The following is a 619-nucleotide window of genomic DNA, read 5'->3' on the forward strand; positions in this document are numbered from 1 at the left end:
CCGCATGAACTCAAAGCTGCCACAACCTGTTCATGGAACAGCAAAAACACCTATCCCCCCGCGCATGGGCTGAGCTTTCGCTGCTGGGTATCATCTGGGGCGCGTCATTTGTTTCGATCCGCATTGCGCTGGACACGATACCTGTGATGACCTCGGTCCTGCATCGAACATTCTGGGCAATGCTGGCCTTGTGGTTGGTGGTTTGGATCAGGGGTCTAAGCGTCCCGAGTTCACCTCGCCTCTGGTTGGGTTTTCTGGTCATGGGACTGCTCAACAACGTGATTCCGTTCTCGCTGATGGCGTGGGGGCAGTTGTATATTGACTCCGGCCTCACGGCGATTCTGAACGCGGCGACGGCTATCTTTGGCGTTCTCGTTGCTGCACTCTTCTTTTCCGACGAGAGGTTGACACCACCGCGCCTTCTCGGCGCTGGACTGGGCTTTTTTGGCGTCTCAATCGCGATCGGGGTCGGCAACCTAACGGACTTCAGTCTGCAAAGCACTGCTCAACTTGCCATCCTCGCGGGCACTATCTCCTACGCTTTTGCCGGCGTTTGGGCGCGCAAACACCTAAGCTCTCTGCCCCCAATCGTCGCCGCCGCCGGGATGCTGACCGGCTC

1 protein-coding gene is annotated in these 619 nt (G+C 58.0%); it reads left to right on the forward strand.

From position 1 onward, the window contains the following. Nucleotides 1-32 precede the first annotated feature (32 nt). Nucleotides 33-619: DMT family transporter (locus ACR0E6_RS22605; protein WP_480587602.1), on the forward strand; the 587-nt coding region annotated here is incomplete at its 3' end.

Source organism: Ruegeria sp. AP12 (assembly GCF_056540025.1).